General features: G+C 48.4%; 18 protein-coding genes, 18 tRNA genes, 3 rRNA genes and 1 pseudogene. 32 read left to right on the forward strand and 8 right to left on the reverse strand.

All coding sequences use genetic code 11. From position 1 onward, the window contains the following. Positions 1–31: 31 nt before the first annotated feature. The 23 genes from KB236_02535 to KB236_02645 all read left to right on the forward strand — a co-directional run bounded on the left by KB236_02535 (position 32) and on the right by KB236_02645 (position 8907). On the forward strand, positions 32–421 hold the full coding sequence (locus KB236_02535; protein ID UIF29654.1) for a S1 RNA-binding domain-containing protein: 390 nt from the start codon (positions 32–34) through the stop codon (positions 419–421). A 457-nt stretch (positions 422–878) separates the two neighbouring features. Further along, a 16S ribosomal RNA gene (locus tag KB236_02540) occupies positions 879–2444 on the forward strand. A gap of 217 nt (positions 2445–2661) precedes the next feature. Continuing rightward, a 23S ribosomal RNA gene (locus KB236_02545) occupies positions 2662–5578 on the forward strand. 72 nt (positions 5579–5650) lie between these two features. After that, a 5S ribosomal RNA gene (gene rrf / locus KB236_02550) occupies positions 5651–5767 on the forward strand. Together the 16S, 23S and 5S rRNA genes with 18 tRNA genes alongside form the textbook arrangement of a ribosomal RNA operon. 5 nt (positions 5768–5772) lie before the next feature. Then, a tRNA-Val gene (locus KB236_02555) sits at positions 5773–5845 on the forward strand. 3 nt (positions 5846–5848) lie between these two features. Continuing rightward, positions 5849–5921: transfer RNA gene (locus KB236_02560), tRNA-Lys, on the forward strand. Positions 5922–5968: 47 nt separating this feature from the next. Beyond that, positions 5969–6041: transfer RNA gene (locus tag KB236_02565), tRNA-Thr, on the forward strand. Between the two features lie 9 nt (positions 6042–6050). Beyond that, a tRNA-Gly gene (locus KB236_02570) sits at positions 6051–6122 on the forward strand. A gap of 42 nt (positions 6123–6164) precedes the next feature. Further along, positions 6165–6238, forward strand: a tRNA-Arg gene (locus KB236_02575). Between the two features lie 5 nt (positions 6239–6243). Next, a tRNA-Pro gene (locus KB236_02580) sits at positions 6244–6317 on the forward strand. A 28-nt stretch (positions 6318–6345) separates the two neighbouring features. Beyond that, positions 6346–6419, forward strand: a tRNA-Met gene (locus KB236_02585). A gap of 14 nt (positions 6420–6433) precedes the next feature. After that, positions 6434–6507, forward strand: a tRNA-Ile gene (locus KB236_02590). Positions 6508–6537: 30 nt separating this feature from the next. After that, positions 6538–6627 (forward strand) — tRNA-Ser (locus KB236_02595). A gap of 17 nt (positions 6628–6644) precedes the next feature. Continuing rightward, positions 6645–6718, forward strand: a tRNA-Met gene (locus tag KB236_02600). A gap of 3 nt (positions 6719–6721) precedes the next feature. Continuing rightward, positions 6722–6796: transfer RNA gene (locus KB236_02605), tRNA-Asp, on the forward strand. Positions 6797–6852: 56 nt separating this feature from the next. Beyond that, positions 6853–6925: transfer RNA gene (locus KB236_02610), tRNA-Phe, on the forward strand. A gap of 21 nt (positions 6926–6946) precedes the next feature. Next, positions 6947–7017: transfer RNA gene (locus KB236_02615), tRNA-Gly, on the forward strand. A gap of 6 nt (positions 7018–7023) precedes the next feature. Further along, a tRNA-Ile gene (locus tag KB236_02620) sits at positions 7024–7098 on the forward strand. A 4-nt stretch (positions 7099–7102) separates the two neighbouring features. Beyond that, positions 7103–7190: transfer RNA gene (locus KB236_02625), tRNA-Ser, on the forward strand. 9 nt (positions 7191–7199) lie between these two features. After that, positions 7200–7272 (forward strand) — tRNA-Glu (locus KB236_02630). 22 nt (positions 7273–7294) lie between these two features. Beyond that, positions 7295–7368: transfer RNA gene (locus tag KB236_02635), tRNA-Met, on the forward strand. A 5-nt stretch (positions 7369–7373) separates the two neighbouring features. After that, positions 7374–7448 (forward strand) — tRNA-Asp (locus tag KB236_02640). A gap of 262 nt (positions 7449–7710) precedes the next feature. Beyond that, entirely contained in the window at positions 7711–8907 is a 1197-nt protein-coding gene (locus KB236_02645) for an ISL3 family transposase (GenBank protein ID UIF29655.1), read from the forward strand. A 149-nt stretch (positions 8908–9056) separates the two neighbouring features. Here the strand turns inward: KB236_02645 and KB236_02650 are convergent, their stop codons facing one another. Together KB236_02650 and KB236_02655 are read right to left on the reverse strand one after the other, a co-directional pair. Beyond that, positions 9057–10274 carry a DUF2075 domain-containing protein gene (locus KB236_02650; protein ID UIF29656.1) on the reverse strand — a complete coding sequence of 406 codons (1218 nt, stop codon included), beginning with the start codon at positions 10272–10274 and terminating at the stop codon, positions 9057–9059. A gap of 91 nt (positions 10275–10365) precedes the next feature. Beyond that, positions 10366–10884, reverse strand: coding sequence for a monooxygenase (locus tag KB236_02655; GenBank protein ID UIF29657.1), 519 nt, complete (start codon positions 10882–10884; stop codon positions 10366–10368). Between the two features lie 122 nt (positions 10885–11006). Here KB236_02655 and KB236_02660 point away from each other — a divergent pair, with 122 nt between their 5' ends. The 4 genes and pseudogenes from KB236_02660 (at position 11007) to KB236_02675 (ending at position 14064) form a co-directional block, all read left to right on the forward strand. Continuing rightward, positions 11007–11747: an MBL fold metallo-hydrolase gene (locus tag KB236_02660; protein UIF29658.1), complete on the forward strand. Its 741-nt coding sequence runs from the start codon at positions 11007–11009 to the stop codon at positions 11745–11747. A gap of 202 nt (positions 11748–11949) precedes the next feature. Further along, the gene (spxA, locus tag KB236_02665; GenBank protein ID UIF29659.1) at positions 11950–12357 is read left to right on the forward strand and encodes a transcriptional regulator SpxA; all 408 of its coding nucleotides are present in this window, start codon (positions 11950–11952) and stop codon (positions 12355–12357) included. 146 nt (positions 12358–12503) lie between these two features. Beyond that, a complete protein-coding gene (locus tag KB236_02670; GenBank protein UIF29660.1) occupies positions 12504–13229 on the forward strand; it encodes an adaptor protein MecA in 726 nt (241 codons plus the stop codon). A 59-nt stretch (positions 13230–13288) separates the two neighbouring features. Further along, positions 13289–14064 (forward strand): annotated as a pseudogene (locus KB236_02675) (IS5 family transposase). Positions 14065–14157: 93 nt separating this feature from the next. Here the strand turns inward: KB236_02675 and KB236_02680 are convergent. Next, on the reverse strand, positions 14158–15051 hold the full coding sequence (locus KB236_02680; protein ID UIF30269.1) for an IS3 family transposase: 894 nt from the start codon (positions 15049–15051) through the stop codon (positions 14158–14160). Next, positions 15024–15506, reverse strand: a complete 483-nt coding sequence (locus KB236_02685) for a helix-turn-helix domain-containing protein (protein UIF29661.1) — start codon at positions 15504–15506, stop codon at positions 15024–15026. Before KB236_02685 ends, KB236_02680 begins: the two co-directional genes overlap by 28 nt. A 223-nt stretch (positions 15507–15729) precedes the next feature. Between KB236_02685 and KB236_02690 the strand changes: the two genes are divergently transcribed. From KB236_02690 to KB236_02700, 3 genes are read left to right on the forward strand one after another with little or no spacing between them, the layout of a single operon-like run. Beyond that, complete coding sequence (locus tag KB236_02690) at positions 15730–16542, forward strand: EAL domain-containing protein (GenBank protein ID UIF29662.1); 813 nt, start codon at positions 15730–15732, stop codon at positions 16540–16542. Continuing rightward, on the forward strand, positions 16535–17038 hold the full coding sequence (locus KB236_02695) for a hypothetical protein (GenBank protein UIF29663.1): 504 nt from the start codon (positions 16535–16537) through the stop codon (positions 17036–17038). Before KB236_02690 ends, KB236_02695 begins: the two co-directional genes overlap by 8 nt. A gap of 11 nt (positions 17039–17049) precedes the next feature. Beyond that, positions 17050–18372 (forward strand): glycosyltransferase, encoded by a 1323-nt coding sequence (locus KB236_02700; GenBank protein ID UIF29664.1) that lies wholly within the window; start codon positions 17050–17052, stop codon positions 18370–18372. Positions 18373–18804: 432 nt separating this feature from the next. On the opposite strand, the gene KB236_02705 is transcribed toward KB236_02700, so the two are convergent. Then, positions 18805–19371 (reverse strand): methyltransferase domain-containing protein, encoded by a 567-nt coding sequence (locus KB236_02705; protein UIF29665.1) that lies wholly within the window; start codon positions 19369–19371, stop codon positions 18805–18807. Continuing rightward, the gene (locus tag KB236_02710) at positions 19371–20009 is read right to left on the reverse strand and encodes a phosphatase PAP2 family protein (protein UIF29666.1); all 639 of its coding nucleotides are present in this window, start codon (positions 20007–20009) and stop codon (positions 19371–19373) included. Before KB236_02710 ends, KB236_02705 begins: the two co-directional genes overlap by 1 nt. Before the next feature lie 944 nt (positions 20010–20953). Between KB236_02710 and leuS the strand changes: the two genes are divergently transcribed. Together leuS and KB236_02720 are read left to right on the forward strand one after the other, a co-directional pair. Continuing rightward, complete coding sequence (gene leuS, locus KB236_02715) at positions 20954–23383, forward strand: leucine--tRNA ligase (GenBank protein ID UIF29667.1); 2430 nt, start codon at positions 20954–20956, stop codon at positions 23381–23383. A gap of 375 nt (positions 23384–23758) precedes the next feature. Continuing rightward, entirely contained in the window at positions 23759–24955 is a 1197-nt protein-coding gene (locus tag KB236_02720; GenBank protein ID UIF29668.1) for an ISL3 family transposase, read from the forward strand. Positions 24956–25128: 173 nt separating this feature from the next. Here KB236_02720 and KB236_02725 read toward each other — a convergent pair whose 3' ends face one another. Beyond that, positions 25129–25893, reverse strand: a complete 765-nt coding sequence (locus KB236_02725) for a flavodoxin family protein (GenBank protein ID UIF29669.1) — start codon at positions 25891–25893, stop codon at positions 25129–25131. A gap of 219 nt (positions 25894–26112) precedes the next feature. Next, complete coding sequence (locus KB236_02730) at positions 26113–26421, reverse strand: hypothetical protein (GenBank protein ID UIF29670.1); 309 nt, start codon at positions 26419–26421, stop codon at positions 26113–26115. Between the last annotated feature and the right edge of the window lie 194 nt (positions 26422–26615).

The raw sequence follows: 26615 nt of genomic DNA on the forward strand, positions 1-26615 counted from the left end.
ATGGACCCAGTATGCAGAGGGAGGCGAGACGATGACATTTAAGATTGGACAGAAAGTGACGGGGCGGATTACGGGGATTCAACCGTATGGGGCCTTTGTGAGTCTTGGCGGTCACCGTCAAGGCTTGATTCACATCTCGGAATGCCACTGTGGTTATGTCAAAGACATTCACGATTATTTGAAGGTCAACCAAGAGGTCAACGTCGTGGTGCTCGACATCGATGAGTTTACCGGGAAGATTAGTTTATCGTTGCGGTGCTTGGAACACGTTGATTTTGGCCCGGAACCAGACGAGCATCAACACCGGCACTACTGGACGAATCATCGGATTAACATTGGCTTCAAGCCGATAGGTGACCGTTTGGCAGGCTGGAAAACTGAAGCCTTACGTCATTTAAACCAAGAGAAGACATCCTCATAATGAGGGTGTTTTTATTTTTTGAAAAAAGACTTGACCAATGGGTGGATGATTGATAAGATATTACCTGTTGCTGTTTGAGACGGTCAATGCATAAATAACAAATTATTGAATAGTCATACAAATTTGAAATTAATGCTTGACGTGTTAAACCGCAACTGATAGAATGATTTATGTTGTCAAGGCGCGTTTCAGGCGTCTTCCGATATTTCTAAGATGTTGAATAAATATTCAAGAAGTTGAAAAAAGATGTTGACACGTTTTTAACAACATGATATGATGATTAAGTTGATTGCTTCGGTAATCACTTAGGTAGACCTTTGAAAACTGAACATTGTTTCGACAAACCAAATATGTGTAGGGCGGTTTGATATTTATATCAAACCCAAACAATATTTGCAAAGTCAATTCGCTTTTAAAAAATGTAACAACAATCGATGAGCTATTCAAGCATCATCTATAAGATGAGAGTTTGATCCTGGCTCAGGACGAACGCTGGCGGCATGCCTAATACATGCAAGTCGAATGAGCTTCCGTTGATTGACGTGCTTGCACTGATTTCAACATTGAAGTGAGTGGCGAACTGGTGAGTAACACGTGGGTAACTTGCCCAGAAGCAGGGGATAACACTTGGAAACAGGTGCTAATACCGTATAACAACAAAAACCGCATGGTTTTTGTTTGAAAGGTGGTTTCGGCTATCACTTCTGGATGGACCCGCGGCGTATTAGTTAGTTGGTGAGGTAAAGGCCCACCAAGACAATGATACGTAGCCGACCTGAGAGGGTAATCGGCCACATTGGGACTGAGACACGGCCCAAACTCCTACGGGAGGCAGCAGTAGGGAATCTTCCACAATGGACGAAAGTCTGATGGAGCAATGCCGCGTGAGTGAAGAAGGGTTTCGGCTCGTAAAACTCTGTTGTTAAAGAAGAACACTCTTGAGAGTAACTGTTCAGGAGTTGACGGTATTTAACCAGAAAGCCACGGCTAACTACGTGCCAGCAGCCGCGGTAATACGTAGGTGGCAAGCGTTGTCCGGATTTATTGGGCGTAAAGCGAGCGCAGGCGGTTTCTTAAGTCTGATGTGAAAGCCTTCGGCTTAACCGGAGAAGTGCATCGGAAACTGGGAGACTTGAGTGCAGAAGAGGACAGTGGAACTCCATGTGTAGCGGTGGAATGCGTAGATATATGGAAGAACACCAGTGGCGAAGGCGGCTGTCTAGTCTGTAACTGACGCTGAGGCTCGAAAGCATGGGTAGCAAACAGGATTAGATACCCTGGTAGTCCATGCCGTAAACGATGAGTGCTAGGTGTTGGAGGGTTTCCGCCCTTCAGTGCCGCAGCTAACGCATTAAGCACTCCGCCTGGGGAGTACGACCGCAAGGTTGAAACTCAAAGGAATTGACGGGGGCCCGCACAAGCGGTGGAGCATGTGGTTTAATTCGAAGCTACGCGAAGAACCTTACCAGGTCTTGACATCTTCTGCCAATCTTAGAGATAAGACGTTCCCTTCGGGGACAGAATGACAGGTGGTGCATGGTTGTCGTCAGCTCGTGTCGTGAGATGTTGGGTTAAGTCCCGCAACGAGCGCAACCCTTATTATCAGTTGCCAGCATTCAGTTGGGCACTCTGGTGAGACTGCCGGTGATAAACCGGAGGAAGGTGGGGATGACGTCAAATCATCATGCCCCTTATGACCTGGGCTACACACGTGCTACAATGGACGGTACAACGAGTCGCGAAGTCGTGAGGCCAAGCTAATCTCTTAAAGCCGTTCTCAGTTCGGATTGTAGGCTGCAACTCGCCTACATGAAGTTGGAATCGCTAGTAATCGCGGATCAGCATGCCGCGGTGAATACGTTCCCGGGCCTTGTACACACCGCCCGTCACACCATGAGAGTTTGTAACACCCAAAGCCGGTGAGATAACCTTCGGGAGTCAGCCGTCTAAGGTGGGACAGATGATTAGGGTGAAGTCGTAACAAGGTAGCCGTAGGAGAACCTGCGGCTGGATCACCTCCTTTCTAAGGAATATACGGAGGCTACACATACTTTGTCGAAACAATGGTCAGTTTTGAGGGGCTTACCTCTCAAACTTGTTCTTTGAAAACTAGATATTATCAATTATTTTCCTTTAATTATTAAGATAATTAAACCGAGAAACAACTGCGTATTTTTGAGTTTTTTAATTAGTTTATATCGCTAATACTCAATTAATCAGCGATTACGACGTAATCGTTAGGTTAAGTTATGAAGGGCGCATGGTGGATGCCTTGGTACTAGGAGCCGATGAAGGACGGGACTAACACCGATATGCTTCGGGAGCTGTACGTAAGCTTTGATCCGGAGATTTCCGAATGGGGAAACCCAATTACTTTAATCAGTAATTACAACTCAGGGAATACATACTTGAGTTGAGGCAGACGTGGGGAACTGAAACATCTAAGTACCCACAGGAATAGAAAGAAAAATCGATTCCCTAAGTAGCGGCGAGCGAACGGGGAATAGCCCAAACCAAAGAGCTTGCTCTTTGGGGTTGTAGGACTGAACATTTGAGTTACCAAAGTCAATGATAATCGAAGAGTCTGGGAAGGCTCGGCACAGAGGGTGATACCCCCGTAGATGAAATCGTTGACCCTCAGTTCAGTATCCTGAGTACGGCCACACACGTGAAACGTGGTCGGAATCCGGGAGGACCATCTCCCAAGGCTAAATACTCCCTAGTGACCGATAGTGAACCAGTACCGTGAGGGAAAGGTGAAAAGCACCGCGGAAGCGGAGTGAAATAGTTCCTGAAACCATGTGCCTACAATTAGTTAGAGCCCGTTAATGGGTGATAGCGTGCCTTTTGTAGAATGAACCGGCGAGTTACGTTAATTTGCAAGGTTAAGGTGGAAAGACCGGAGCCGTAGCGAAAGCGAGTCTGAAACGGGCGTTTCAGTAAATTGACGTAGACCCGAAACCAGGTGACCTATCCATGTCCAGGTTGAAGGTGCGGTAAAGCGCACTGGAGGACCGAACCCGTGTATGTTGAAAAATGCTGGGATGAGGTGTGGATAGCGGTGAAATTCCAAACGAACTTGGAGATAGCTGGTTCTCTCCGAAATAGCTTTAGGGTTAGCCTCGGAGTTAAGAATCGTGGAGGTAGAGCCACTGTTTGGGCTAGGGGCCCGTCATGGGTTACTGAATTCAGATAAACTCCGAATGCCACAGATTTATATCCGGGAGTCAGACGATGAGTGATAAGATCCACCGTCGAAAGGGGAACAGCCCAGACCACCAATTAAGGTCCCTAAATACATGCTGAGTGGAAAAGGATGTGGAGTTGCATAGACAGCTAGGATGTTGGCTCAGAAGCAGCCACCATTTAAAGAGTGCGTAATAGCTCACTAGCCGAGTGATCCCGCGCCGAAAATATACCGGGGCTAAGCATGTTACCGAAATTGTGGATGCGACCAATAGGTCGCGTGATAGGAGAGCGTTCTAAGGGCAACGAAGCTAGACCGCAAGGACTAGTGGAGCGCTTAGAAGTGAGAATGCCGGTATGAGTAGCGAAAGATCAGTGAGAATCTGATCCACCGAATGACTAAGGTTTCCTGGGGAAGGCTCGTCCTCCCAGGGTTAGTCGGGACCTAAGCCGAGGCTGAGAAGCGTAGGCGATGGATAACAGGTTGATATTCCTGTACTAGTTAATCATGTTTGAACGATGGAGGGACGCAGGAGGCTATGGTGTGCACACGATTGGAAATGTGTGTTCAAGCGTCAAGTCTGGCGATGAGTTAAATGCTTATCGCTAAGGACAAGGCGTGACGAGGACCGAATTTTAGTAGGGAAGCGCCAGATGTCACACTGCCGAGAAAAGCTTCTAGTTAGTGATTAATTACCCGTACCGCAAACCGACACAGGTAGTCGAGGAGAGTATCCTAAGGTGAGCGAGTGAACTCTCGTTAAGGAACTCGGCAAAATGACCCCGTAACTTCGGGAGAAGGGGTGCTACACGCAAGTGTAGCCGCAGTGAAAAGGCCCAGGCGACTGTTTATCAAAAACACAGGTTTCTGCAAAATCGTAAGATGACGTATAGGGGCTGACGCCTGCCCGGTGCTGGAAGGTTAAGTGGATGAGTTAGCTTCGGCGAAGCCCAGAAATGAAGCCCCAGTAAACGGCGGCCGTAACTATAACGGTCCTAAGGTAGCGAAATTCCTTGTCGGGTAAGTTCCGACCCGCACGAAAGGCGTAACGATCTGGGCACTGTCTCAACGAGAGACTCGGTGAAATTATATTACCTGTGAAGATGCAGGTTACCCGCGACAGGACGGAAAGACCCCATGGAGCTTTACTGTAGCTTGATATTGGGTGTTGACACAGCTTGTACAGGATAGGTCGGAGCCGTAGAACTCGGAACGCTAGTTTCGAGTGAGGCGCTGGTGGGATACGACCCTCGCTGTGTGAACACTCTAACCCACACCACTAATCGTGGTGGGAGACAGTGTCAGGTGGGCAGTTTGACTGGGGCGGTCGCCTCCTAAAAAGTAACGGAGGCGCCCAAAGGTTCTCTCAGAATGGTTGGAAATCATTCGTCGAGTGTAAAGGCAGAAGAGAGCTTGACTGCGAGACAGACAGGTCGAGCAGGGACGAAAGTCGGGCTTAGTGATCCGGTGGTACCGTATGGAAGGGCCATCGCTCAACGGATAAAAGCTACCCTGGGGATAACAGGCTTATCTCCCCAAGAGTCCACATCGACGGGGAGGTTTGGCACCTCGATGTCGGCTCATCGCATCCTGGGGCTGTAGTCGGTCCCAAGGGTTGGGCTGTTCGCCCATTAAAGCGGTACGCGAGCTGGGTTCAGAACGTCGTGAGACAGTTCGGTCCCTATCCGTCGCGGGCGTAGGAAATTTGAGAGGAGCTGTCCTTAGTACGAGAGGACCGGGATGGACATACCGCTGGTGTACCAGTTGTGCCGCCAGGCGCATCGCTGGGTAGTTATGTATGGATGAGATAAACGCTGAAAGCATCTAAGTGTGAAACTCGCCTCGAGATGAGATTTCCCATTCCTATATGGAAGTAAGACCCCTGAGAGATGATCAGGTAGATAGGCTGGAAGTAGCAGCGCCGTGAGGCGTGGAGCGGACCAGTACTAATCGGTCGAGGACTTAACCAAGTTGAAAACGTGGTTGTTTCCGTTGGAAAGTAATTGATGATGTCTAGTTTTGAGAGAATAAGCTCTCAGTAGTGTGGTGGCGATAGCCTAAAGGATACACCCGTTCCCATGCCGAACACGGAAGTTAAGCTTTAGCACGCCGATAGTAGTTGGGGGATCGCCCCCTGCGAGGATAGGACGTTGCCACGCGATTTGGAGGATTAGCTCAGTTGGGAGAGCGTCTGCCTTACAAGCAGAGGGTCACAGGTTCGAGCCCTGTATCCTCCATTTGAGCCGTTAGCTCAGTTGGTAGAGCATCTGACTTTTAATCAGAGGGTCGACAGTTCGAGACTGTCACGGCTCATTCACCTTCGGGTGTTGAGTAATTTGATACAGAATGATACTGACTATGCCGACTTAGCTCAGTTGGTAGAGCACCTGTCTTGTAAACAGGGGGTCGGAAGTTCGAATCTTCTAGTCGGCATTTGATTTTGCGGAAGTAGTTCAGTGGTAGAACATCACCTTGCCATGGTGGGGGTCGCGGGTTCGAATCCCGTCTTCCGCTTAATACCGAGAGGTATTAGGCTTCAAACTTAATTAGCGTTTTGCACCCATAGCGCAACTGGATAGAGTGTCTGACTACGAATCAGAAGGTTGTAGGTTCGACTCCTACTGGGTGCATTTAACGGGAAGTAGCTCAGCTTGGTAGAGCACCTGGTTTGGGACCAGGGGGTCGCAGGTTCGAATCCTGTCTTCCCGATTAAATAAAATATATTTATTTAACATTTCGCGGTGTAGCTCAGCTGGCTAGAGCGTTCGGTTCATACCCGAGAGGTCGAGGGTTCGATCCCCCCCGCCGCGATTTGGACTTGGACTGGACCTTTAGCTCAGTTGGTTAGAGCAAACGGCTCATAACCGTTCGGTCGTAGGTTCGAGTCCTACAAGGTCCATTACCAGAAGGACTATTGTACTTGTTTTATGGAGGATTACCCAAGTCTGGCTGAAGGGAACGGTCTTGAAAACCGTCAGGTGAGTAAAATCACGCGAGAGTTCGAATCTCTCATCCTCCTTTGTTCCTTAATATTATCGCGGGATGGAGCAGTCTGGTAGCTCGTCGGGCTCATAACCCGAAGGTCGCAGGTTCAAACCCTGCTCCCGCAATTTGGTCCGTTGGTCTAGTTGGTTTAGGACGCCTGCCTGTCACGCAGGAGATCACGAGTTCGAGTCTCGTACGGACCGTTGTTACATTCTTCAGTAGGGTGTAGCAACCATAACAACATTCTAAATGGCAAAATGGCTCGGTAGCTCAGTCGGTAGAGCAATGGATTGAAGCTCCATGTGTCGGCGGTTCGATTCCGTCCCGCGCCATTAAGTATATCTCATAATAATGCGGGTATAGTTTAGTGGTAAAACCACAGCCTTCCAAGCTGTTGTCGCGAGTTCGATTCTCGTTACCCGCTTTATATGGGCCTATAGCTCAGCTGGTTTAGAGCGCACGCCTGATAAGCGTGAGGTCGATGGTTCGAGTCCATTTAGGCCCATTATGGAGAAGTACTCAAGTGGCTGAAGAGGTGCCCCTGCTAAGGGTATAGGTCGCGGAAGCGGCGCGAGAGTTCGAATCTCTCCTTCTCCGTTTAGTTATGACCCGTTGGTCAAGTGGTTTAAGACACCGCCCTTTCACGGCGGTAACATGGGTTCGAATCCCGTACGGGTCATTGTTTCACAATTTAATATTATCGCGGGATGGAGCAGTCTGGTAGCTCGTCGGGCTCATAACCCGAAGGTCGTAGGTTCAAACCCTACTCCCGCAATATTTGGTCCGTTGGTCTAGTTGGTTTAGGACGCCTGCCTGTCACGCAGGAGATCACGAGTTCGAGTCTCGTACGGACCGTCCGTTAAGTCTTCCTTGTTGGGGAAGGCTTTTTTGGTGGTTATAAAATATCTGTTGTTGGTAATCAACTTAATTGGTTACTGGCAGCGGATATTTTTGTATACTGTATAGAGTAAAAATGGGTACAAAAAAGGGATATAGTCGCAGATCTATGTCCATCCACTACCACATTTCAAGAGAAAGAAAGTGACTATATCCTATGTCCAATGATACTAAAATTATTCTGGGGATAAAAGACCCTAATATCAAAAAACTGAAAATAATGAATCCCTTAGAAGTAAAGGGACCACTCAAGGTACAGGCACTTTTAGACTACCGTCCAAAAGCTTGTCCTAAATGTGGCGTTTTGAACCAGAAGAGCATTATCAAATACGGTTGGCGTTGGACCACGGTTAAACTCCCACAAGCCGTTGAACGAGACGTTAAACTTCACCTTAAAAAACGTAATTTCAAGTGTAAGCAATGCCATCAATACTTTCTGGCAGAAACGTCGTTGGTTCAGCGAAACCACACCATCTCTAACGTCAGCCGGATCTCGTGTTTAGTAAAGCTCAGTGAGACGGTTTCAATGCGGCATATCGCAAACGAATTAAACATTTCGAGTACGAGTGTTTTACGAATCATGCGTAGCTACCAACCGGATATTAAGACAAATTACAGCTGGTTGCCAGCAGTTATTAATATGGATGAAGTCAAGTCTACCAAAGATGCCAAAGGTGCAATGAGCTTTGTCTTTATGGACGGTATGCGAAACGAATTTATCGATATCCTTGAATCACGAACCCTGTATGATCTCGAAAAATACTTCAATCGATATACTAAGGCTGCGCGAGAAGGCGTGAAAATCATTGTGACAGATATGAATTACACGTATCCGCAATTGACAGAAACCGTTTTTCCAAACGCGATTGTGGTAACCGATAGGTTCCACATCGTGAGTTCTATAATGCGTGGTTTCAATCGTGTGAGAGTTCGTATAATGAAGTCCTATGCCAATTCAAATATCAAACATAAGATCTTAAAACGATACTGGAAACTACTCTTAAAACCTAACGAAAAGCTGAACTTCAACGTCTATCATAATTTCACTCATCTCTCAGGAATTAATACTGAGAATAGTACGGTCGATTACATTCTCAGCTTCAATGATGAATTACGCCAAGCGTATGAGCTTTTACAGACCGTTCGGCGAGCCGTCAAGTATCGTCACACGTCCAAACTAGTAACCATTCTAGACAAGAAGAATGATTACTCCGAAGAGCTTGAAACACCGTTAAATACGTTGAGAGAACACCAAGAATCTGTGTACAATGCGCTAAAATACAATTATTCTAATGGACCAATGGAAGGTATCAATAATAAAATCAAAGTAATCAAGCGAGTCAGCTACGGATTCGGTTGTTTTAGTAGCTTTAGATTAAGGATTCATCTAGTATTCGGAATTAAAAAGGCTGCCTAATCATAATACGATTAGGCAACCTCAGACAGCCGATTACCAACAACAGTTGACAAAGAGCCTTTTTGGTCTGCACTGCGAGAATGTGGCGCGACTGCCCAGTCAAAAACGGCCGGCATGGTAAGAGGACCATACCGACCGCTTTTAGCGAATCAGGCTGTTCGTTGCTGAAGATAGTGACGCAGGCGGTCATCGTGGGCGTAGAGGTATAGGCCTCGGACGCCGCGTTTCATCAGCACATTGATGGAATTAAGAATCAGCTGTTGCTTAACCTGCTTCAATGTTGCGGGATCAGTCAGATCAGCGCGCTTCTTAAAGGCTTCGACGTCGGTGTAGCGGTCGAGGTGGATGGCCAACTGATTGTGTTCATCAAGGCCCACCGGGGGACCCAGAATAATGCCAACGTAATTCAGGTCGAAGCCCTGGCAGGTGTAAATGGAGCCCACCTCATTGATCGTTTCCGGCAACTCTGCCCAGGGCGTACTGGTATAGTTGTACTGATCCCACGGTAGGTGGAAATTACCCTCCGTGACGTAGTGTTTCCCGCCATCTAAGGTCGACGGATAGCCAGAGGTCGCCACCACCCGGGACAAACCGACCTCTTGATTGCGGCGCACCACGGCTTGCCGCATCTGCTCGGCGTCATCGAAGACACGCAGATCGTAGTTAGTGCCCGCATCGGCAGGTAGCGGATGGAGTCGTTGGTGCGTGAAGTCATTAATCCACCGCACCAGGTCGTCGCTGGCGTGCATGCGAAATTGGTGGGTCAGCCGGTAGGTGTCATAGGGATAGGGGGCGATGAGCTTTTCCAGCCGTGCCTCCGTCCAGAAACTCTTCATGCGTAGCACCTGCGTTTCATCGAAAACGACGATGATAACCTTGGCCGCGGCCATGAGAGAGCCTAGCTGATTCTCACCATAAAAATTATTGTAGTGATCGGCCTGCGACAGGAGCAGGTGGGCCTCGTCAATTACCAAGACGTCTGGGTGTGCCTGACCTTTGGCGATACGGTTGATTAGCGAGGTGGGCCGCTGAAAGTCCTTCTTCAACAAATGGGGGTGCGCACCGGCAATCTCTCGGTAGACCTTGAGAATCTCAGGGTGATTGACCAGAAAGTAATTTTCTGTCTGGGCCAAGGCTCCCGTACGTTGCGTCCGGGCCGCCACCTGGAGTTGGTTGAAGAGATGGGCGAGCACCACGCTTTTGCCAGTCCCGGCATCACCGTAGAGGGTGAAGAGGGCCGGTCCCGCCGTTGTTAAATGGTGAGTGGTAAAGTCCAGAATACGCTGAACCAACGCTGCTTGTTCGGCAGTTAGCGGCAAGTCCGGAGAAATCTTATGGGTCGCCGCGTTCTGTGTGGGGTTAAGCAAACCATCGCCTACTTTCTAAAATTGAAGAATACGCCCATTGTAACGCAAAACGCGGCCAAATGAAAAACCCTCCATCGCTGAAGGGCTAGCGTTAATCTTCTGTTGAGTGGTGCGCTTGCTTTTTAGCCGGCGCCAACTGATAGGTCGCCGCGTGAAAGTTATTGAGTTGCGTGGCATACTTGGTAAACGGCGAGAAGCGATTGGAACGACGCCAAATCATGAAGGCATCGCTGGTGTCCCAGATGGTCATCAGGATGTATTCACCGCTATTCTTGAGCTTAGACAAGACGAACATGGCGGTCATCCCGGCTGGTAGTGGTTCGGCTGCAATCTTATTGACCTCGCCCTCGAAGACCTTGGCGCTTTCGACATCGAGCGTGAAATAGTTGAAGCTAAAGAAGCCGTGCCAATCGGGTTGCCCGTGTGCAATCTTAACCTGGTAATCCAGATGGCTTGTGAAGACGCTATCCTGTCCCGAAATATCTAGCAATTGTAAGTCCTTGGCGCCACCAGTGGCAGCTAACAGAACAAACTGGCGATCAGGGTTCTGTTTCACAATTTTATCGAGTAAATCTCGGCTACCAAACGTTAATGATAATTGATGAAGCATGACGATCCCTCCTGACTGGTTTCACTTCTATTATAAAGGGTTTTCTAGGGAAATGCGAAACGTTTACACTCCGCCGGCCACGCGCTACACTAACAGTAGACTAAATTTGAGAGGATGATTCGATGCAATTGACTGTATTGGGCTGTTACGGGGGCTACCCGCATAACGGCATTGGCACGAGTAGCTATTTAATTACCAGTGGGGACTACCACCTGCTGTTGGACTGCGGAAGTGGGGCGCTGCTGGCTTTGGAAAAGCAACTCAGCCCGCTACAATTAAATGCGGTGCTCTTGACCCACTACCACCACGACCATACCGCCGATCTCGGGGTCTTGCAGTATGAATGGCAGTTAGCACAGGGAGAAAAAGCGGAACCGATCTTGCCCATCTACGGCCATACGGCGGATCCGCTGAACTTTGGTAGCTTGACGTGGCCCAATTCGACGGTGGGTCGGGCCTATAATCCAGCGGAGACCCTACAGCTAGGACCACTCACCGTGACTTTCCTGCCGACTCACCATCCCGTTCCCGCCTATGCTCCACGGATCACGGAGACGGCAACCGGCAAGACGCTGGCCTTTACGGCAGATACGGCGGCCTTTGATGGGCTAACCGACTGGGCGCGTGATGCCGATGTTTTACTGGCGGATACCAACTTTTATGCGGACCATCAGGGAACGGCCTGGCATCTTACCTCGACGCAATCCGGAACGTTGGCCAAGCAGGCGGGGGTTCACCAACTGTTGCTGACCCATCTGCCACAGACGGGGAGTTTGGCGCAGCTGGAAGCCGAGGCTCAGGCGGCCGCCGGTAAGTCGATTCCAGTACAAGTGGTTAAGCCACAATCTATTTATAAAATCTAATGCATTTAATTCGCAAAATATTAATTGCTCGTAACCGGATTATAGACTAATACATTACCTATCGTCACCGTTTCCACAATTAATATACGTTTGGACAGGTGCTGTTTATAACTTGACTTTCAAAAAAGTCTTTTCTTTTCGCCGGAATGCTGTATAATGGGTTTATTAAATCATTTATACCACGCAAAGGGAGGAAAAGATTATGACAGTCACGCTCTACACATCACCCAGTTGTACGTCCTGCCGCAAGGCTCGGATTTGGTTCGAAGAACATGGCATCGCGTATCGTGAACAGAATATCTTCTCCGAGCCCTTAACGATTAACCAGATTAAGACAATTTTACGGTTAACGGAGGACGGTACCGAGGAGATCATCTCGAAGCGCTCACGTGTCTACCAGAATTTGACGGTTGATCTTGATGATTTACCACTACGCAAATTATATGAATTAATTCGCCAAAATCCAGGCATTTTACGTCGACCAATTATGGTTGACGATCGCCGTCTGCAAGTCGGGTTCAATGAGGAGGAAATTCGGCGGTTCTTGCCGCGGAAAGTCCGGGAATTGGAACTGCAACGGGCACAACGGTTGGTTAATGGTAACGAATAAGCTTAATTAGTTGCATCTAACTGGATTTGTGAGAGAATATTACTTGCAGTCCGGTTTTTTTGTTATGATTACTTTACAAGTAAAATAAAATGGCTAGAATGAGAAACAAGGACAATACCCAACCCACGAGAAAGGGGTGTTATTCAATGGAAATGGAACGAATCAATGAAAATACGATTCGGGTGGTTATTGGCAACGATGATCTGAGCGAGCGCGGTATCACCGTTTTGGATCTATTGGGCAACCACAAACAAATCGAAGGCTTCTTCTATAGCATTTTAGAGGAGGTTGATGTTGACCACCAATTTCAAGATAACGACGCGGTCACCTTCCAGGTGCTGCCAAATCGCAATGGTCTTGAGTTATTTATCAGTAAAAATGCAGATGAGGACAGTGCTACGGACGTGAACATCACGGATGCTAGCGTTGATAGCAGTCACCCCGATCAAGTGTCGGACCAGATTAAGGCCCACTTGTTGGAAAAAGATGGGCAAAAGGATTACTTCTCAAATTACAAGTCAACGACAACCAGCGATTCAAATGATATTGAGGATTACCTCAACGATGAGGGCCAACCGACCACAACGCGGGTGATTCGCTTGCATTCGTTTGAAGACATGATTAGCCTAGCTCGGGTATTGCGGCTGGAAAATGCGGCCTCAAACCTGTACCAATACAAGGGCGTTTACTATTTGGAATTAATTTTCTTCGTCAACGAATCTTCCCGTGAATCCATTAAGGATGAATTGTCCGTGGCGTACGAGTACGGCGACAGCACCAAGGTTGCCCCGGACGTCTTGGCGGAACACGGCAAGTTAATTATGGAACACAGTGCATTAGAGCTGACGCGGTTTCACTTTTTGAGTGACTAGGGTCTGTTCCTAAACATTGATTTCTGGTATACTCCATCAAAAACGGATTGGAGTACATCATGACTATACCAAAGCGCTATGAACTAACTGACGAACAGTGGAACCGCATTGAACCAATGTTTCCAGCCTATCGTACCGGTCGACCAGCCACCATTGATAACCGAACGGCTTTCAATGGTATTCTCTGGCTGATGCGAAGCGGAGCGGCATGGCGTGACGTTCCCGAGCGCTACGGTCACTGGAAGGCAATTTACAGCCGATTTCAACGTTGGTCAAATTCCGGTCTGTTTCTAAAAATGTTTGAAGAACTTTCTCAAGATCCAGACATGGAGAACATCAGCTTAGATTCAACCAGTATTCGGGTTCATCAAAAAGCTACCGGTGCTAAAAAAACGCAGTCAATGCAGAGTTCAACCAATTCATAGGACGAAGCCGAGGTGGCCTTACCACCAAGGTTCATGCGTTAGTAGATGGACTGGGCAACCCACTAAAATTCTTGCTTTCAGGTGGTCAGGTACACGATAGTATTGCGGCACCTGAACTACTTGAAACTGTTGATTTGACTAACGTAAACGTGATTGCGGATAAAGCATATGGTGCCGAAAAGCTAAGAGACCAAATTACATCAGCCCATGGGACCTATACCATTCCGCCAAAAGAGAATGCCAAAGATCCTTGGGACTGTGATTATTTCACCTACTGTGAACGTCACCTGATTGAAGACTTTTTTAATCAAATGAAGAACTTTAGACGCTTCGCAACACGCTACGATAAGCTAGCTACCAGCTTCTTGTCCACCATATACATCTGCGCCATCATGATTCTATTGAAATAGTTTGAGAACAGGCCCTAATACCGTCGATAATCGGTTAAAAGCGAGCCTCCCACTGGGAGACTTGAAGTGAACCCCATAAATTGGAGTGAATTTCTAAGCTACTAATTGGCTGGCATGTTCCCGGTATTTTACCGGGGACATGCCGGCCAATTTTGTTTTTATCCGGTGGTAATTGTAATAATCTACGTATTCGGTTATTGCTGCCGCAAGCTCTTGATAACTGCTATAACTGTGATTATGAACAGTCCCTACCTTGAGAATGTGGAAAATACTCTCTGCTACGGCGTTATCAAGGCATGTGGCCTTGCGGCTCATGCTTTGAAAGACTCGAGCTTCTTTGAGAATACTGATATATCGACAGTTCTGGTACTGGAATCCTTGATCCGAGTGAATAGTCATTCGATAAGGCACTTTGGGTCTTCTTACTATAAGGCGTTCTAAGGGATCAGTGACGAATTTAACTGTTGGATGCTGACTAATTGCCCACTCAAGAATTTCTCCGTTATAAAGATCAATGTAGGCAGTGAAGTATGCACGTTCATTGACGGTCTGATGACCCCAACGCACTTCGGTGACATCAGTCACGATTTTTTGAAAAGGGCGATTGGTCTTAAAGTTGCGGTTTAGACGGTTTCTAGCGATTTTACCGACAGTACCTTTATACGAGTTGTACTTCTTTGTTTGCCGTTTAAAGGCAGTGCACAATAAATTATTTTCGCGCATGATTCTCAAAACCGCCTTATGATTGACCAGTATGCCTTTATTCCTAAGTGCTAAGGTTACAGTGCGATAACCATAGTCTGGATTGTTTTGTCGAATCTTTTTGACCTCTTCAACTAACGTTGAAGAGGTGTTTTGATACTTACGATGACAAGCATCATGATAGCTACTGCTCGACATCTTGGCCGCTTTCAATACCACAACTAATTTGACGTTGAATTTACACCTTAGCTCAGTGATTAGCTGGGCTTTTTCTTGGTTTGAGATTTTTTCTGTGCTAAGGCTTCGAGTTTTTCCAAGTAGGCTACCCGAATGCGTAAAATTTCATTCTCTTCTTGAAGTTGTTTGAGTGTTTTAGAATCCTTTGATTTGTCTGTCACTTTTAAAGACCGTCCTTTGAATGGCTTCAAACGTCCTTCAATCAGCTTTCGCTCCCAATCCCATATTGTAACTGGGTTCTTTAGGCGGAAGTGGCTTGCTGTAGCTGGATATGAGGCATGATGAGTCTGTCGCCATTTGATGACTTTAATTTTAAAGGAATAGTCGTAAAAAGTCTTCTCTGAATGGTTCTCCAAGCCCGGAATACCAAACAATTTAAAATTGGCTAACCATTGATAAATGGTCGCGGAGCCTTTGATCCCATACTCTTGCATTAATTTTTGTGGCGATTTTCCTTGAAGATATTTAGTTAAGACTTGTTGTTTTATTTTAGCTGAAAACATAGTAAAACCCCTCGAGTTGGATTTACTCCAATTCGAGGGGTTCACTTCAACTCGCTTTTTTCGAAATCGGTGCTGGGCGACGCCTAAGGGGCTGGTCCCCCCTAGAAATTTCAGTAAAACCTGCTATAATAGTTTATCGGACAAATCAACTATCTGATGAATTATCTGGATAATTTTTGGGCAATAATCTGGGGGCCGTGGTGCCTCGACGAGGAGGTGGCCCATGAGTCTCGCGCAGTTAGAAAGCGTCTTATTATGGGCGTCGGCGGCGATGGCCGTCATCGTCGTGCTGACGATTGTGATTTATTACTGGTATTCGCGTAAGAGCCGCAATAACTATTTGGAAAATCACGAGATTGAGTTACGTTATTTTATTCAAAAACAGGTGGATTTTCGTGGCGCAACTACCGGCTATGAGTGTCTTTTGCGGCAACACAATTGGGATGATTCGTGGACGCTACCGCAGAAGCTGGATTCGTTGCCTTTGCAGCGCGTGATTTTTCTACTAACGGATACCTTCAAATCCTTACCGGAAGAACCCATCACGTTGTCGATTAATCTGGAATTTGACCAGATTACGAGCCCGGACTTTCGGTACTTTGTCCGTTGGGCACTGTCACGGATTGCACCGATGAAGTTGGCCGTGGAGTATACGGTCGGTCCTGACCAACCCCGCCACAAGCGGGGCGTCTTTCGGCGACGAATCCGGGAGGCCCGAACCTATGGCATGCAATTTGGTATTGATAACGTCGGGTCCTCGCTGAATAATTTAAAAAATATTGAATGGATTTTACCCGAAGTGGATTCGTTGAAGTGTTCCATGCGGAGCTTTCGGAAGACGGACCCCAACGAGTGGCTGGACCTGAACCTCCAGTTTTGGAACCGGTTGTTCCAGCAGAACCACATTGAGTTGATTCTGATGGGGATTGAGAATGAGGCGGATCAACAATTGGCGGACCAGTTGAAGATTAAGACGCGGCAGGGGTATCTCTTCTCCCGGCCAGTGAATCAGCACGAAGGGAGTCGTCATGGCTAAGAAGAATCGCCAACAACTGTATACCGATGCTTACTTTGAGAAGGGACACTGGGGGTTAAAGATTCGCCAGACGCTGGTGGGCCTTCTGGGGTGGGTCTGCGTCTTTGTCCCCATCGTGATTACCGTGTTGTCCTTTTGGGCGTCGTACAATCCCCGCATCATTCACCTGTGGTCTTACAATGAAGGGATTTTTGAAATTAAATTCATTGGGATTATCCTACTATTTTGTTTTGTTTTGGTCTCGTTATTTGCGGTGGGGATGACGATCATTCAGAACCGCAAGCGCGATCGGGTCGTTGAGCAGTGGCCGACGTTCAATCCCATTAATCAGCGGAAACGCGAGGATCAATTAGGAAAGTTCATGGACCAACGCTTCGGCGATCAGAAATTCCGCGAGAACGTCCGCCATTACCAGGTCAAGCCGGAACAGAACTTGGATACGGATCAGATTCACCAGCTCTATGAGCAACATGACCTCGATGATTTGGACGAATAGGGAGGCAACTCGTGACCAATATTTTTATCGATAGTCTCTTGCGGGCGACCGTGGGGAAGACCGTCTTCAACATTTTTCTGCTGATTCTGTGCCTCTATCCCGTGGTGGGGTCGTTCTTCTGGTTCGCCGGCGCCCTGTCCTATCGCTTCCTCAAGACCAATAAGCGTGACGATGCGGCCCGCTACATTCCTGTGGAATACCAGCCAATGGTGACCATCATGATTCCGGCCCATAACGAAGAGGTCATGATTGAGGAGACCATCACTTATTTATTTGAAGAATTGAACTATGACAACTATGAGGTGCTGGTCATGAACGATGGGTCGACCGACCGGACAGGAGAAATTATCACCCGGCTACAGGCGAAGTACCCACGCTTACGGACGGTCGAAATCCTTAAGAATAAGGGGAAGGCCCACGCCTTTAATATCGGGATGTACTTTGCCAAGGGTGACTACATTCTCAGTAACGACGCCGATACGATTCCCGAGCCCGATGCCTTACTGAAATATATGAATTTTTTCATGCGGGACCGCGACATGAATACTTCGGCGGTGACGGCCAACATGGACGTACAGAACCGCTCGACCCTATTGGGAAAGTCTCAAACGGTCGAATTTACCAGTATTGTCGGGGTGATTAAGCGCAGTCAAACTGCGGTGAATGACTCGATGTACGCCTATAGCGGCGCCAACACGCTGTACAAAAAGGAATTTCTCATCGATGTTGGTGGCTTTCGCCAGAATCGCGCCACCGAAGACATTAGTATCGCCTGGGATCACCAGATGCTGGGGGCAGTGCCGCGGTTTGCGCCCAATATTATCTTCCACATGAACGTGCCGGAAACCATTCGCGACCTCTACCACCAGCGGAAACGTTGGGCGCAAGGCGGCACGGAAGTCTGGTTGACCAATATCAAGAAGTTTCTCCGGCATCCGGTAGAACACCGTTACCAGTGGTCAATGTTTGTGGATTCCACGTTGTCCATCATCTGGTCGTTTTTCTTCACGATCACGTCGATTGCTTTTGTCGGCCTCATGCTGTATTTTCTCTTCACCGGTGACTATGAGCGCGTTATTCACGGGATCGTGATTTCCTTTATCTTTGTGACGTTTGAGATGTTTGCGGGCTTCATGCAACTGCTGGCGGCGCTTTTACTGGACCATCACGGGGCCAAGCTAAAATACCTCTTCTTCGCGCCGCTATACATGCTGTTCTACTGGATGGTTAATCCCATTACGGTGGTGATGACCTTTATCCCGGCGCTCAAGACGATTCTGGGATTCGGTTCTGGCACGTGGGTCAGCCCCAAGCGGCAGTCGATGAAGAAGTAACTAAGAGAAATAGGAACGGCTACCCGTTAAATTAAATCGGATGCTAAAGGTTGAAAACTAGAAAGCAGCTAGAACCCTTAGTGTGACAAGGATAACGCCCACTATAATAGGGTAGTCGCGTGCTGGCCGCCTTACCGTTCGCCAAATTTGGTCTGGATCGCGGTAGGCAGGATCGTGAAAAGCCTGAGGAACGGTCTTTTCCCTCGCTTTGAGCCGATAATTCACGTCTCAAAGACGCCATTTTCCAAGCAGAACCACTTGGAAAATCCCACAGCTGAGACCAAATTTGACTCACTCATGGCTATATGAGGCGTATTCGCAAACTTTCAACTTTCAGTAGGATACAAGAAGGGCCTGGGATGTTTTCCCAGGCCCTTCGTCATGTTCATTTGGTTAGCGGTTAAAAGGACAAGGTTCCTTTAGTCTGATTCGCTAACGGCGTTCAATAGCCAGGAGGAATGGCGGATGATGAATCTGATTAATGAAGCCGTAGCGTAAGACCTGGTAGGTTTTCTGCGGTAATTGCTGACAGAAGTCGACCACGGCCTCCCGTTCCGTTTGCCCACCGGGATGACCCGAGTACACGACTAAGATAATGCGGCCACCTCGCCGTAAGTGGGCCAATAGGGCCTTAACAGCGGTCAGCGTCGTGTTGGGCCGCGTAATCAGGGACTTGTCACCACCGGGCAAATAGCCCAGGTTGAAGATGGCCCCGCTAATGGACGTGTCAGCGGTCAAAAATTCGCCGACGTGTTCATGGCCGGTTGCGTGGAGCTCGACCTGCGCGGCCAGTCCCGTCAAAGCGAGCTGCGTCTGGGTCTCTTTGAGAGCGGCCGCTTGAATATCAAAGCCAATGACGTGACCGGTTCTGCCGACCTGATTGGCCAGAAAAAGGGTGTCGTGGCCGTTGCCGACCGTGGCATCGACCACCGTATCTCCGGTCCCCACACAGTCACTGAGTAAGGTATGACTATAGGTTAAAGCATTGGGTAAATTCACTATAATTCATCTCCATAACGGGTTAAATACCATTGCGTGACGGTTAGCAGGACAAAGCCTAATGACCAGCCGGCGACCACGTCACTGGGGTAGTGGACCCCGACGTAGACCCGTGACAGGCCAATGACGACGATCCACAGACTCAGCAGGCCAACCAGTAGCCAACGCCAGTAACGGTGTTGACGTAGCGTCCAGCCTAGAAGAACGATGAGGGTGCCCCACAGGAGCATGGCCGTAATCGAGTGGCCACTGGGAAAGCTGTACGAGCTGGCCGCAACGAGACGGTCGACGGTGGGGCGATCGCGGCGGACGACGTGTTTGATGAGGCTGTTGCCCACGCCGGCCCAGATCAGGACGTTCCAGCCGAGAAAGAGGGCGCCGCGGTATCGGCGTGCCACGACCAAGCCGGCCATGACGATTAACGTGATCCAGGTCACGGGTTGGGGATTGCCGGAGTTGGTCACGGCGATAATGGTGGACGTCGTGGCGTGTGAGAGCGGATGGCGAACCAGACCGATGACGAATTGGTCGAAGCCGTTTAGCCAGCTTTGCTGGTAGACGACGCCAATCAGGTCCAGTAGAAAAATGATACCGGCGGCCATGGTGAACCGCCAGCGTAATTTAGAAATGGGTGGCAAGGGTGTTGCCTCCTTTTGAGAAGTTAAGGTTAGGCCGTTATCGGCAGTCAAAGCGACCAACGAGCGGCGCCAGTCGTTAAATTGAAGCACTTCCATTAGTATAGCACATCGTTGGGGTCGTTAGGTTTTAGAGTGGGAGTATGGCTGAGTGATTGCCGATACGACGATTACCGAGGACAGCTTGTTTGCAAGAGTACGCCAAATTTGTGGCTCTCCAGGAGCATTTTGCTCGGACCAGGCAAGTGGGAGTTGCCAATTAAGTGGAGGCAGTGAGTGGTGGGGTGCAACTTCTAATAAATCATAGATAAGTGGGAAAATTAATTCAAAGCTCGTAGCTTGCTAGTGCAATGGGTTAAGTCAGTGCTGAAGATAAACGTCATTGTAGCCGTGAGTGAAGCGAAATCTGGGCTCAGCCGGGGCATTTACCAGCGGTTTTGGCTGGTAAATGGGTGTCTTTGAGACGGTGGTTTTCCGGCTCAAAGCAAGGACCGAGACCGTCCTTTGGCTCGGTCCGGCCTTCCCAGCGTTCCAGCCCAGATTTAGCGAACGGCAAGGCGACCGGTATCCACAAGCCTATCAATGCAAGCCCGGATCTTCTAACCATTAGTTCCGAAGAATCCCCGTAGCCCCTTGCTTTTCTGAAAGGGGTTTGCTAAGATTAAAGCAATTTGATTCTTCAAGACGTTGACGAGAAGTAGTAGTCTTAGTGAGTATTTAGAAAGCGGATGGTCGCTGCAAATCCGTTACCCCAGAGACGAACTTATCTCCGAGTCATTTCTGCCGCAAGGTGGGCGTTTGGCGACGTTATCAGCCGGAATGAGCCTCGAATTGGTTTCGAGGAAATGTAGGTGGTACCGCGCTTAGACGCCCTGCAGGAGCCCATTTTTGGGTTGCTGGGGGCTTTTTTTGTGGCACGACGTTAATTGAGAAAGGGAGCGAAGTTTTTGGCTTACAAACACGAGATAATTGAACACAAGTGGCAACACTACTGGCGCGTTAACGACACGTTTAAGACCAGTGACAGCCAGAGCAAGCCTAAATATTACGTATTGGATATGTTCCCCTACCCGTCAGGTCAAGGCCTGCACGTGGGACATCCAGAAGGGTACACGGCAACCGATATTATGGCCCGCTTAAAGCGGATGCAGGGGTTCAACGTCTTACATCCAATGGGGTGGGACGCCTTCGGTTTACCAGCCGAGCAGTATGCTTTAAAGACCGGGCACAACCCTAAGGATTTCACGGCCCACAACATCAAGAACTTCAAGCGACAGATTCGTTCGCTGGGCTTCTCCTATGACTGGAGTCGCGAAGTCAACACGACCGACGAATCCTTCTACAAGTGGACACAATGGATTTTCGAACAACTCTACAAGAAGGGGCTGGCCTACGAAGACAAGATTATGGTCAACTGGGCACCCGACTTCATGGGCGGAACTGTTGTGGCCAATGAAGAAGTCGTGGATGGCAAGACGGAGCGGGGCGGTTACCCCGTCTACCGCGTGCCAATGCGTCAGTGGGTCCTGAAGATTACAGCCTACGCCGATCGGTTAATCGACGACCTGGACGACCTCGACTGGCCCGACAGCATTAAGGAAATGCAACGAAACTGGATTGGCCGTTCCGAAGGCGCCAGCGTCTTCTTCCCAGTGGCTGGGCAGGAAGATACCAAAGTCGAAGTCTACACGACGCGTCCCGATACGTTGTTTGGGGCCACTTACATGGTCTTAGCACCAGAACACGCCTTGGTCGACCAGATTACGACGCCGGAACAGGCCGCCGCAGTCAAGGCCTACAAGGAAGCAATCGAAAGCAAGTCCGACTTGGAACGGACCGATTTAAACAAGGACAAGACCGGGGTCTTCACTGGGGCTTACGGCATTAACCCACTGAGCGGCAAGAAGCTGCCAATCTGGATTGGGGATTACGTCCTTGCTTCGTACGGGACTGGGGCCATCATGGCTGTACCGGCGCACGACGACCGGGACAACGAATTTGCTCGGAAATTCAATCTGCCAATTACCCAAGTGATTGCGGGAGATGATGATACCGATGTTCAAAAGGCCGCTTACACCGGCGATGGTGAACACATCAACTCCGACTTCATGAATGGCATGGATAAGCAGACGGCCATCAAGGCAGCCATCGACTGGCTAGAAGACCACAAGGCCGGCCATAAGCAGGTTAATTTCCGGTTGCGTGACTGGATCTTCTCTCGTCAACGCTACTGGGGTGAACCCATTCCAGTTATTCACTGGGAAGATGGCGAAACGACGCTGGTTCCCGAAGACGAATTACCATTGAAGCTACCGGCAGCTAAGCAACTCGAACCTTCCGGAACGGGTGAAAGTCCACTGGCGAACCTGGATGACTGGGTGAACGTCGTGGATGAAAATGGGCGTAAAGGAAAGCGGGAAACCAACACCATGCCACAGTGGGCGGGGAGTTCGTGGTACTTCTTGCGTTATGTTGATCCGCACAATGACCAAGCCATTGCCGACCCCGACAAGTTGAAATACTGGATGCCGGTTGACCTTTACATCGGTGGAGCGGAACACGCCGTCTTGCATTTGCTCTACGCACGGTTCTGGCATAAGTTCCTCTACGATCTGGGCGTTGTGCCGACCAAGGAACCCTTCCAGAAGCTGGTTAACCAGGGGATGATCCTGGGGACCAACCACGAAAAGATGTCCAAGTCCAAGGGCAACGTCATCAATCCCGACGAAATTGTCGAGAAAGATGGGGCCGATACCCTGCGGTTGTACGAAATGTTCATGGGACCATTGGAAGCTTCCAAGCCTTGGAGCACGGAAGGTATCAACGGTTCTCGTCGCTGGTTAGACCGGGTATGGCGGTTATTGATCGATGACAACAACCACCTGCGTGATCGGGTCACGATGATTAACGATGGTAAGTTAGACAAGATCTACAACCAGACTGTAAAAACGGTGAGCGAAGACATGGAAGCCATGCGCTTCAACGTGGCGATCTCGCAATTGATGGTCTTCGTCAACGAAGCCTACAAGGCGGACAGCTTGCCATTGCTGTACATGGAAGGCTTTGTCAAGATGATCTCGCCAATCGTGCCGCACATTGCCGAAGAACTCTGGTCACTGATGGGCCACGACGAAACGATTGCTTACGAAAAATGGCCAACGTATGACCCGAAGCAATTGGTCGAAGACGTGGTTGAAATGGTGGTCCAAGTTAACGGTAAGGTCCGGGCCCACTTGAAGGTTGCTAAGGACGCTGCCAAGGACGATATCGAAGCCCAAGCTTTGGCCGATGACACGGTGAAGACCCATACTGATGGCAAGACGATTCGCAAGGTAATCGTCGTACCAGGTAAGCTGGTCAACATTGTTGCTAACTAAATTTAAGTAAAAGGTGGTTGAAAACCACTAAATACGCGGCGGCATCGTTGGCGTGGTCACGTTCGGTCAAGATACCTATCATGTAGCCGTGAGTAAGTTAAAACAAAGTGTCAGTCACTTTCCTAATTGGGAGGTGGCTGACACTTTTTAGGGTTCTAAAATATCTGTTGTTGGTAATCAACTTAATTGGTTACTGGCAGCGGATATTTTTGTATACTGTATAGAGTAAAAATGGGTACAAAAAAGGGATATAGTCGCAGATCTATGTCCATCCACTACCACATTTCAAGAGAAAGAAAGTGACTATATCCTATGTCCAATGATACTAAAATTATTCTGGGGATAAAAGACCCTAATATCAAAAAACTGAAAATAATGAATCCCTTAGAAGTAAAGGGACCACTCAAGGTACAGGCACTTTTAGACTACCGTCCAAAAGCTTGTCCTAAATGTGGCGTTTTGAACCAGAAGAGCATTATCAAATACGGTTGGCGTTGGACCACGGTTAAACTCCCACAAGCCGTTGAACGAGACGTTAAACTTCACCTTAAAAAACGTAATTTCAAGTGTAAGCAATGCCATCAATACTTTCTGGCAGAAACGTCGTTGGTTCAGCGAAACCACACCATCTCTAACGTCAGCCGGATCTCGTGTTTAGTAAAGCTCAGTGAGACGGTTTCAATGCGGCATATCGCAAACGAATTAAACATTTCGAGTACGAGTGTTTTACGAATCATGCGTAGCTACCAACCGGATATTAAGACAAATTACAGCTGGTTGCCAGCAGTTATTAATATGGATGAAGTCAAGTCTACCAAAGATGCCAAAGGTGCAATGAGCTTTGTCTTTATGGACGGTATGCGAAACGAATTTATCGATATCCTTGAATCACGAACCCTGTATGATCTCGAAAAATACTTCAATCGATATACTAAGGCTGCGCGAGAAGGCGTGAAAATCATTGTGACAGATATGAATTACACGTATCCGCAATTGACAGAAACCGTTTTTCCAAACGCGATTGTGGTAACCGATAGGTTCCACATCGTGAGTTCTATAATGCGTGGTTTCAATCGTGTGAGAGTTCGTATAATGAAGTCCTATGCCAATTCAAATATCAAACATAAGATCTTAAAACGATACTGGAAACTACTCTTAAAACCTAACGAAAAGCTGAACTTCAACGTCTATCATAATTTCACTCATCTCTCAGGAATTAATACTGAGAATAGTACGGTCGATTACATTCTCAGCTTCAATGATGAATTACGCCAAGCGTATGAGCTTTTACAGACCGTTCGGCGAGCCGTCAAGTATCGTCACACGTCCAAACTAGTAACCATTCTAGACAAGAAGAATGATTACTCCGAAGAGCTTGAAACACCGTTAAATACGTTGAGAGAACACCAAGAATCTGTGTACAATGCGCTAAAATACAATTATTCTAATGGACCAATGGAAGGTATCAATAATAAAATCAAAGTAATCAAGCGAGTCAGCTACGGATTCGGTTGTTTTAGTAGCTTTAGATTAAGGATTCATCTAGTATTCGGAATTAAAAAGGCTGCCTAATCATAATACGATTAGGCAACCTCAGACAGCCGATTACCAACAACAGTTGACAAAGAGCCCTTTTTAGTTGGGTATGATGTTGGCACGGGAGATAATGAACAGGAGTCGTCAATTGGATTTGGGCTAAGTGCGACTTAAGCGCACGCTAGACCAAAAGGCATTTGAGCTAAAGCCTACCGACGCCGGTGCCGCACGAACGTGAAGAAGTGTAGGATGCTGGCTAACAAGACGTAGAAAATCACCACAAACGTGGCGTAGGTCAGCCAGAACTTCCCGGCCGCAAAGACGCCGAACCACCACGCCTGTAAGCCCATGGTGATTAGAGCCATGACAGCAATCATGAAGAAGAGCAGTATGTAACGTTTCAAGGTATTATCATCCTTTCGTGGTCGGTTGGCAATCTTCTGGGAGAGTCGGTGGCACTCGGTCAGTTTACTTTCCCGTGGTGCGTGGGTACCCCAGGTGCCCGTGCCGACGAACTCGCCAACTTTGATCAGGCCGGCGCCGGTCAATACGCGGTCGATCGTGACGAAGGTCTGGTCGGTGATGCCGGTGAAGAAGTTTTCCGTAGAACTGATGAAGCAGGTGGTCATACTGAGATAGTGCTTGTTCTTATATTTTCCGGGCAGAGTATCGGCCTGTGCCGTCATCCGCACGAGACGGAACCGCATGCAGTCAAAGAACTGCTTCATCACACCGGACATGCCGCCCCAGTACGTCGGTGCGCAGACAATCCAGAAGTCGCTGGCGGCCATCTTGGCCTCAATCTCATCGAGCGCCGGACAGGACTTTTCCTTGGTATCCGGATAAATCTCGTAATCGCGCAGGAAGACCGTCTCGACTTCCGCGGAATCGGGCAAGCCATCGAGGACGGCCTGCAGGTAACCTGCGGTAATGCCGTGCCGCTCGTGGCTACCTAATAATGCTAAGTAACGCAAAGTAATCGCCTCACTTTAAATCTTTTACGGTCAGTGGGTTGGTCACGCAACCAATGACTATGTAACCAGTATACCGCATGCGTCCTTAAAATTAAGAATTTTGTTTGGGGGATTGACCATTTAATCATCACGGTTGTCTTTGCACGCCGGACACGATTGCCCGGATAAACCAAAAAGCCCTCGCGGACCAACCGGTCGACGAGGGTGCACAAGCTGTAATTATTGCAGTAATTCTGTCAGGATAGCGAAGAAACGTTGACGAACAATATCGTCTTCGCCAGCCTTCGAGAACTGGTAGTTGAGCAAATGACGGTCAAATTCGTGGAAGAAAACGTCAGCCATCGTTTGATAATCGCTATCATTGGTCTGGTCGATCCGCTTAAAACTACGCCAGGTTGCATAAATTAACTGTGCGTCCGGTACCTGCGCTAACTCTGGAAAATGTTGCCGAATGCTTTTGGTCATCCGCACAACCTGTTTCGCTCTTTCCGGGGACATCTGCATCTCCGGAGTTGCCGTTTGCGTCATAATGGCATTCCTCCTTGAATAATCTGTTTCTTGACTATCTCCAGCATACCACTGTTCGGGGCATCCGGTAAGCAAAGGGCTGACTCGGCCACCAAGATTTCTAAATCTTTACCGAAACCTGATATTTGTACGTTTGAAGCTATGGTATAATGTTAGTTTGATTAGCTGGCTGTTTTCGCCAGCTTAGGTGACGT

This window comes from Levilactobacillus brevis (assembly GCA_021383565.1).
GTDB classification, from domain to species: Bacteria; Bacillota; Bacilli; order Lactobacillales; family Lactobacillaceae; genus Levilactobacillus; species Levilactobacillus brevis_B.